Source organism: Rheinheimera texasensis, assembly GCF_964031785.1.
Taxonomy (GTDB): domain Bacteria; phylum Pseudomonadota; class Gammaproteobacteria; order Enterobacterales; family Alteromonadaceae; genus Pararheinheimera; species Pararheinheimera texasensis_A.
In genome coordinates this window covers 20,493-28,636 of record NZ_CAXIRE010000005.1, presented here as the reverse complement: position 1 = coordinate 28,636, position 8,144 = coordinate 20,493, and the positions used below count along the sequence as shown (strand labels likewise).

The window sequence follows — 8,144 nt, the reverse complement described above, 5'->3', positions numbered from 1 at the left end:
CGACCGGCCAAGAGCCGGTCGCGCGGTGGCGATCAGGCCGTGGCCACCACTGTCGGTGCCACATCTTCACTCGGGTAACAGCCTAACACTTTGACAAAGCGGGTGATGCGGTTCAGTTCATCCAGCGCCCGTGTCATCGCGTAGTCGTCGAGGTTGGCAAAGACATCGACATAAAACATCTCTTCCCACGGATTGCCCGGGATTGGCCGGGATTCCAGTTTACCCATACTGATGCCATGTTGTTTCAGCACAGTTAAAGCGTCAACCAAAGCGCCCGGCTGCTGACCGGTGTACATGATAAAAGTGGTTTTGGCCGGAATGGCTTTGGCCACATTTATCGGTTTACGCGCCACCACAATAAACCGGCTGACATTGTCTTTTTGGTTGGCGAGCTCGCGGCCTAAGACTTCCAGACCATAAAGTTTGCCGCCTTCTTCACCGCCGATGGCGACTACTGATAAATCCTGTGCCTGGCGTACCCGGTTAAAGGCGTCGCTGGAGGCGTCGCAATATTCAATTTTGACGTTGCTGAGCGTCTGCAGATATTGGCTGCACTGCGCGATGACTTGCGGGTGGGCACAAATCTGTTTGATTTTACTCAAGTCCGTGCCGGGTAAACCGAGCAGGCAATGTTTGATTGGATGGGTCAGCTCGCCGACAATCGATAACCGCGTATGCTGCAGTAAATCAAACACTTCATTGATACTGCCGCTGGACGTGTTCTCAATCGGTAACACCGCATAATCGGCATGTCCGGTTTCGACCGCCTGCACGATTTCGTTAAAGCTGTCGCAGCCAATTTCAATCAGTTTTTCGGCGCGACGGGTGAAGTATTTTTGTGTGGCCCAATAGCTGTAAGAGCCTTGCCGGCCGAGAAACGCGACGCGACAGACCGGACCGTTGTCTCCATTGAGCTGGCCCTGCACTTTAGCTTGTTGCTGCAGCACTGAATCTTCGATGATCACATGATAGAGCCGGGTGACGTACTGAGCGTCCAGGCCTAAGTCTTTGCCTTTGCCAATCAGCGACAGCAGCAGCTCTTCTTCGCGTTTTTGGTCGCGGATCGGTTTGTTCTGCGCCAGTTTGGCTTCGGCCACGGCTAACGCCAGCGCGCGGCGTTTGGCTAATAAACCCAGCAGTTGCTGGTCGGTATCACTGATATCGTGACGAATTTGATCAAGTTCGATTGGCATTTTTCCTGTCCCCTGAAACGAAAAAACCTCCCGGATTGGGAGGTTTTAAACTGGTTTGACACACGCGCAGCCAGTTACCTCCCGGATTGGGTGGTAAAGCTAAAAAAGAAGCGAGTGGTCAGAATTTTTTGCATAACCGCTACCTTATTCCGTCTGGATGGCTAAAGTCAACGCTGTGGCAGCATTTGCAGTGAATATTTTTCCGCCTGCGGCAAAAAGCCCAGCGGTTTTTCACCAAGCCAATAAGCATGGTCAGCGGCATAAAACTCTGACAACGGGTGACCCGACTGGCCGGCCGGGATCACCAGAATACCATCAGCCTCATGGCCCGGTGACACCACCATCCGTTCACTCTGACCGTGCACTTTCAGCTGTACCCGCGGCATATGGCGGTCGCCGGCCAGCGCATCGGCCGGCATATTCAGCCAGCGGCCGAGAAATGGCAGTGCTTTGGTCAGCGGATGCTGAATTTCAGCGCTGTTGAGCATCCCCCAGTGCGCTTTGCTTAAATCGCCTTCGGTTTGCGCTTTCAGCTGTGCGACGGAGTCCAGTACAGCTTGTTGCAGTAGTGCATCCCAGCTCTGGAAATTGCCGGGCAGGGTGTCGTCGCGCCGGGCTTGTAGCAGGGCCCAGGCCGGTGTTTCCGGTACCATTTTTAAATCTCGTAGGCGCAGCTGCTGCGCTTCCAGTTGTGCCGCCAGTGGCGCAAACATCAGCTCCAGCGTTTTGTCGCGAAAGGCCCGCAGCAGGCTGTAGCCGATGGCGTCACGGCTGGCCGCTTTGCTATCGGTTTCAATCCACTGGCGATACTGCAGCAGTTGCTGTGCGGCGACAAATTCCGGTGTCAGCACTTGCAATAACAGCTGTTGCCAACGCTGGAGGAATAACGCTTCGTGGTCGAGCTGAATGCCGTGCAGCGATTTTTCATCGTGCTGGGTCTGTGCAAACAGCCGATCGCGGATTTGTTTGCCACGGGCGCCTAAGTCATAGCCGCCATTACCGAGTACTGCGAGAGCGTCGCCGCCGACCGAACGGGCATTGGCGGTCCAGAGCCGGCTGTCTTTTGGCGCATAGATTTGCGGATAATCTTTGGCGGCTAAATAACCCGACCAGTAGTTTTTGCCTTCACTCCAATCCTGCGGCGTATCCCAGTCTTGCAGCTGGCGGGCAGGGATGGCACCGATGATGGTCCAACCGATTTGACCTTTGCTGTCCGCAACCAGCAGGTTTTGCGCCGGTACACCGATACTGGGCGCCAGTGCCAGCGCTTCACTACTGCTTTGCGCTGTCTCCAGTGCCAGTAAATTCAGGTTCAGACTTTCGCGGTCGTAACCAACCCAGCGCAGGGCAAATTGATCAAATGGCGCGGGCATGACCGGGCCCCATTGGGTTTCTTTAACCAGCAGTACCACATCGGCTTCGCCTTTGACTTTAATCACTTCGTTGTTGTAACTGAATTCTTGCAGGCCGGCCGGTGTCTGATATTTTTGCCCGCTGTCGTCCAGCTTGAGGGCAATGACGTCATGCCAGTCGGCGGTGCTGTTAGTAAAGCCCCAGGCGATATGACCGTTGCTGCCGGCGACGACGGCTGGCGTACCGGGCAGAGTAACACCGGCGATGCTGTGTTGTTTGTCGCCTTCAGACCAGCTCATTTGCGCTTTATACCAGGTGCCCGGCACCCGAATGCCTAAGTGCATGTCATCGGCCAGAATAGCGCGGCCATCTTTGCTGGCGCCTGCCGCTACAGCAAAGTTATTCGAGCCGATGTCGCGGCTGTCGGTCAGACCACAATCACGGCAGGCTTGCGCCGGGATCGCTGTTAAAAAGGCTGGCAATGGGCTTGCCGGCATGGGCAATGCCTTGGCTTCGGAGCCGTCGATCGCTGCCTGCCAGTCACTGCTGTGCTGGGTTAAAAACTGATACCATTCCAGCGGGATTGCGGCTTTCAGCGCGCCCTGAGCCAGTTCGTCTTTGCCTAATGAACCCTGCAAATCCAGAAACATGCTGTAAATGACCAGCAAGGAATCGGCGCTCTGCCAGGGGCGCGGTTGCTGGGTCAATAGCAGATATTCAAAGGGCGGCAAACCTAGTTGCTGCAAACCGGCGTTGGCACCCGCAGCGTAGCGCTCCAGCATGTCACGTTGTTGTTTTGGTAATTCGCGTAAAATGGCGTCCGCCCGATCGCGGAACCGGTGCATGCGCTGTTTTTTATCAAAATCAAGCGCGGCCATGCCAAATAACTCCGCCAATTCGCCGGCCGAGTTGCGTCGCAGTAAATCCATTTGAAAATAACGTTCCTGGGCATGGGCAAAACCCAAAGCAAAGGCTGCATCGCCGCGGCTTTGCGCCCGGATACTGAGATAACCCTGCGCATCGCGGCTGGATACGACCTGTTGCTGCACAGCTGCGGCCAGTTGGCCTTGATATAAAGGCAGGCTTTGATGCACCATCCAATAGACTGCTGCGGCGGCTATCGCCAGCAACCCTATGGCTACTGCTAACATATTTTTTATAATTTTCATGCAGATGCGCTCATTTTGACTTGGAAAAATTAGATTATCACAGAAGATCAGGTGTTATATGCAACAAATTCAATCTGCCCTCACGCCGGTGTTTGACCTGGCGGTCCGGCTGTTTCACTGGCTGCAGGTATTGCTGTTGGGCGGGCTTTGGTACAGCGCTGAGCAAGAGTGGTATGGTATCCATCAGCTGCTGGCTTATACGCTGGCGTCCTTGTTAGGCGCGCGGCTGATCTGGGGCCTGATTGGCAGCGAAACGGCGCGCTTTCGCCATTTTGTCCCCAGCTCCAAACAATTGCGGCACTATCTTGGGACTAAAAGGCTGACGGCTAAATCCCCGGTGGCAGGGCATAACCCGCTATCGGCACTGATGATTTTGGCATTGTTGCTGTTAGTGACCCTGCAGTTTGTTTCAGGCCTGATGACCACTGACGAAGTGATGACGGAAGGGCCGCTGTACAGTCTGGTGCCGGATTGGCTCAGTAGTCTGGCGGGCAGCTGGCATGAGCTGGGCTTTAATCTGCTGCTGGGGCTGATTGCGCTGCATGTGCTAGCGGCGGTGCTGCACCAATGGCGCGGCGATAAAGTGGTGAGTGCGATGTGGCATGGCCGCAAGGAACTTCCGGCGAATACGCCAGCACCAAGACTGCTAAACAGCTTCAAATACATCCTGTTAGTGCTGATTTTATTTTGTGGTTTGCTGGGCTGGCAGGGAAGTGCGGTCTGGCCTCTGGTTGTGGCTGATCTACAGACGATTGGCGTGCTTTGACATAAAAAAACGGAGCCGAGGCTCCGTTTTTTATGTATAGCAATATCCGTTGATAACATTCAGCCGGATTAATCCGCTTTGTATTTGTCGTGACAGGCTTTGCAGTTACCGCGGAAAGCAGCAAAAGCCGCTTTGATTTTGGCCTGATCGCCGCTTTGAGCCGCCGTTTGCAGCGCTTTGGCGTCCAGCTGGAATTTGTCGGCTTTGGCGGTGAAGTCTTTAAAATCGGCCCAAATCTCTGGTTTGGCATCGCCGCCACCACTTTCCGTGCCCGGGGTACTAAAAGCTGGCCATGGCAGTGGGGCTAAAGCGGCCAGAGCATCGGTGCGTTGCTGTACACGTTTGGCGTCAAATGGCACTTTACCCTGCAACATCTCGCCAATATCACCGGTGTTGTGTCGGATCATGGTAAAGGCTGACTGGCGGTAATCCACCGCATCTTTGGCGTCGGTAAAAGCGGTTGTTGCATGGGCTGCAGCGGAAATGGCGGCTGCTGCCACGAAAATTGTGAATAGTTTTTTCATCGGTTGATTCTCATTTAGCGATTTAGCATGCAATAATGCTATAAGTTTTGAGCACTTGAGTACATTGATCTCACAGTGTTTTACCATCAGGCTACCGCAACGTCCAGTGATCGGACTTTCAACGAGCAGGCGTAACCCGTGAAGGAATCCATCTACAAAACGACTGGGCTCAACTCTCTCAGCATCAAATTTTCGGCACTGGTATTTTTATTAACAGTGCTGGCCAGTACTGTCATCGCTTTTGCCATGCTGGCATTACAGCAGGATGTGTTGATTGATCAGGAACACGCCGAGCTCGAACAAACGACCAACCGCTATGCCAGACAACTGGATAATGAATTCTGGCAAAAAGAAAAAAAAGCTATCAGCGCCAATCAGGTGGTTAGCCGTTATCTGCAGCAACATCCTGCCGCCACTGAACATCAGGCCGAAAGTTATGCGGATGGCAGTCTGCGCAGTAAAGATGATTTGTCCGCAGCTTTTCAGCAGCAACAGAATTTCCAGCGCCAGCCGCACAGTTATTTTCCGCAAACTCAGCATCTCTGGCAGCAATTAGCGCCGGTGTTGCTGGAAGACTTCTTTAATTTCTATTTTATTTCCAAAGACGGTTTTATCCGCATCGCGCCAGCCGATTGGGCGCTGGAAATTCCGGCCGACCATAACTTCCGCAAAGATATCTTTTTTTCGATAGCCACACCGGAGCAAAATCCGGCCCGGCTGCCGCGCTGGACCCCGCTGTATTACGATTCTATCTGGCAGAAGTGGATGACCAGCCTGGTGATCCCGGTGTACGTCAATGATGAGTTTATTGGTATTACCGGTACTGATTTGGTGCTGGACGACATCTTTGCCGATTTGGGGCAGATTTCGCAGTGGGAGCCTGGCCGGCAGGCGATGTTGTTTGACGGCAAAGGTAATTTATTACTGGACGCGCAAAACAGCCTGCAGCGGCAAATCGCCAAGCCGGCGATGAATCAGTTAGCGGTCGGCATCAAACCGCAACAGGCTGAATTACATCAGTTTATGCAGGATGTGCTGGCCCGGCCTTCGGCGCAGGGACAGCTGAGCCGTGAGGTGGAAAATTATGTCGCCTCGACGGCGCGGATAGACCGGCTGGATTGGCATGTCATGCTGTATCACGCGAAAGCCGACGTGGTGAAAGGCCTGCAGGACTATCGCAATAAAGTGGTGTTGTTGTTTTTGCTGGTGGCGCTGATTGTGGCGCTGGCGCTGCAGTTTTTTATCTACAAATTTGTGCTGAAACGGCTGACCAATCTGGCCAATGCCGTGCAGCGGCTGTCGCATAACGACGGTGAAAAAATTGAACTGGACGACCGTTTTGATGAAATCGGTTTGTTAAACCGGGCTTTTGCTCGCATGTCTGATGAAATCACTCAGCTGATCGGTGGCCTCAATACCCGCATCCTGGAAAAAGAAGAGGCGGAGCGCGCGACCCGTAAACTCAGCAAAGCGGTGGCGTTTTCCAGCTCCGGCATAGTGCTGACGGACAGCGCGCTGGTGGTGGAATACGTCAACCCCTTCCTACTGGAAATGATTGCTGCTGAGCCGGAAACGGTGCTGGGTAAACCTTTGTCTTTGTTGTTTGCGCACGAAATGCGCTTTGTTGGTGAAGATATTTTGCAAAGCCTGCAGGAGCGTCATCACTGGCGCGGCGATATGCTGCTGCAACAAGGCAACAAACAATTCTGGGCCAGCCTCGCCATCGCGCCAATCCGCGATGACAAAGGCGATGTCAGCAACTATGTCTGCGCCATGCAGGACATTTCTTTTATCAAAGAAAGTCAGCGCAAAATGGAACAACTGGCGTATTACGACGTGCTGACCGGTCTTGCCAACCGCAGTTATTTCCGCGACCAGCTGCGCAAGGCCATCGCGATGGCGGCGCGTGGGTATTACCACTTTGCGCTGCTGTATTTTGATTTAGACGAATTTAAACGGATTAACGATACCCTCGGCCATGATGCCGGCGATGAGCTGCTCAAAGAAGTCGCACGGCGGTTGATTAGCCGGCTGCGCGAAGAAGACACCATCGCGCGTTTAGGTGGCGATGAGTTTGCGGTGATTCTGAGCGGTATTTCTGATCGCAAAGCAGCGGCAACTATTGCCGAGAATCTGCAGCAAGCCTTTGCACAGCCGGTACGACTGGCGGGCCATGATGTGGCGATCAGCGCCAGTATCGGCATCACCATAGCGCCGCAGGACGCCGACGAAGAGGAAATGCTGCTCAAACACGCTGACCTTGCGATGTATGAAGCCAAAGCGCGCGGAAAAAATACCTACCATTTCTTTAGCCAGGAACTCAATGACGCCGCCAATGACCGGCTGCAAATCGAAAACCAGCTGCGTGAAGCCATTCGCGAGCAACAGTTCCTGCTGTATTACCAGCCAAAAATTGATATCCGCACCAATGAAGTCAAAGGCTATGAAACGCTGCTGCGCTGGCTGCGGCCGGACAACACTATGGTGCCGCCGCTGAAGTTTATTCCGGTGGCAGAATCAACCGGGCTGATTGTGCAAATCGGTGAGTGGATTTTATGGGAAGCCTGTCGTTTTCTGGCGCGTCAGCACGCCCGTGGCCTGATGGTGACGGTGTCTGTTAACCTGTCAGCCCGTCAGTTTATCGATCAGGATTTACCGGGCCTGGTGGAGCGCATCCTCAAACGCACCGGCGCTTTGGCGGAGTATCTCATTCTGGAAATCACTGAAAGTATGTTAATGGGCGACACTGATGCGGCCATTACCCAGCTCAATGAGTTAAAACGGCTCGGATTGGCTTTATCAATTGATGACTTTGGTACAGGCTATTCTTCGCTGAGTTATCTGAAGCGTTTCCCTGTTGATGAACTGAAAATCGACCGCTCTTTTGTTAAAGATATTCCGGACGACAAAAACGACATGGACATTACCGCTGCTATCATCGCGATGGCGCAGAAAATGGATCTGCGGGTCGTTGCCGAAGGGGTTGAAACCGCAGAGCAGGTCGAATTCCTGCTGAACAACACTTGTTATCTGGTACAGGGATATTACTTCAGCATGCCATTGGCCGAGCAGGAATTGTCCCGCTTAAACTTCAGTGTGAACACGCAAAAGATTTCTCAAAAAACAATAACTTAATTCA

General features: G+C 53.3%; 5 protein-coding genes. 2 read left to right on the top strand and 3 right to left on the bottom strand.

The genetic code is table 11. The features are described from left to right. Window positions 1–32: 32 nt before the first annotated feature. Complete coding sequence (locus ABNT34_RS00425; RefSeq protein WP_348727762.1) at window positions 33–1,193, bottom strand: chorismate mutase; 1,161 nt, start codon at window positions 1,191–1,193, stop codon at window positions 33–35. 167 nt (window positions 1,194–1,360) lie between these two features. Then, a complete protein-coding gene (locus tag ABNT34_RS00420) occupies window positions 1,361–3,715 on the bottom strand; it encodes a penicillin acylase family protein (protein WP_348727760.1) in 2,355 nt (784 codons plus the stop codon). Between the two features lie 58 nt (window positions 3,716–3,773). Between ABNT34_RS00420 and ABNT34_RS00415 the strand changes: the two genes are divergently transcribed. After that, on the top strand, window positions 3,774–4,481 hold the full coding sequence (locus ABNT34_RS00415) for a cytochrome b/b6 domain-containing protein (protein WP_348727758.1): 708 nt from the start codon (window positions 3,774–3,776) through the stop codon (window positions 4,479–4,481). Window positions 4,482–4,549: 68 nt separating this feature from the next. On the opposite strand, the gene ABNT34_RS00410 is transcribed toward ABNT34_RS00415, so the two are convergent. Continuing rightward, complete coding sequence (locus ABNT34_RS00410; protein ID WP_348727756.1) at window positions 4,550–5,005, bottom strand: cytochrome c; 456 nt, start codon at window positions 5,003–5,005, stop codon at window positions 4,550–4,552. Window positions 5,006–5,143: 138 nt separating this feature from the next. Here ABNT34_RS00410 and ABNT34_RS00405 point away from each other — a divergent pair, with 138 nt between their 5' ends. Continuing rightward, window positions 5,144–8,140 carry an EAL domain-containing protein gene (locus tag ABNT34_RS00405; RefSeq protein WP_348727754.1) on the top strand — a complete coding sequence of 999 codons (2,997 nt, stop codon included), beginning with the start codon at window positions 5,144–5,146 and terminating at the stop codon, window positions 8,138–8,140. The last annotated feature ends 4 nt before the right edge of the window (window positions 8,141–8,144 follow it).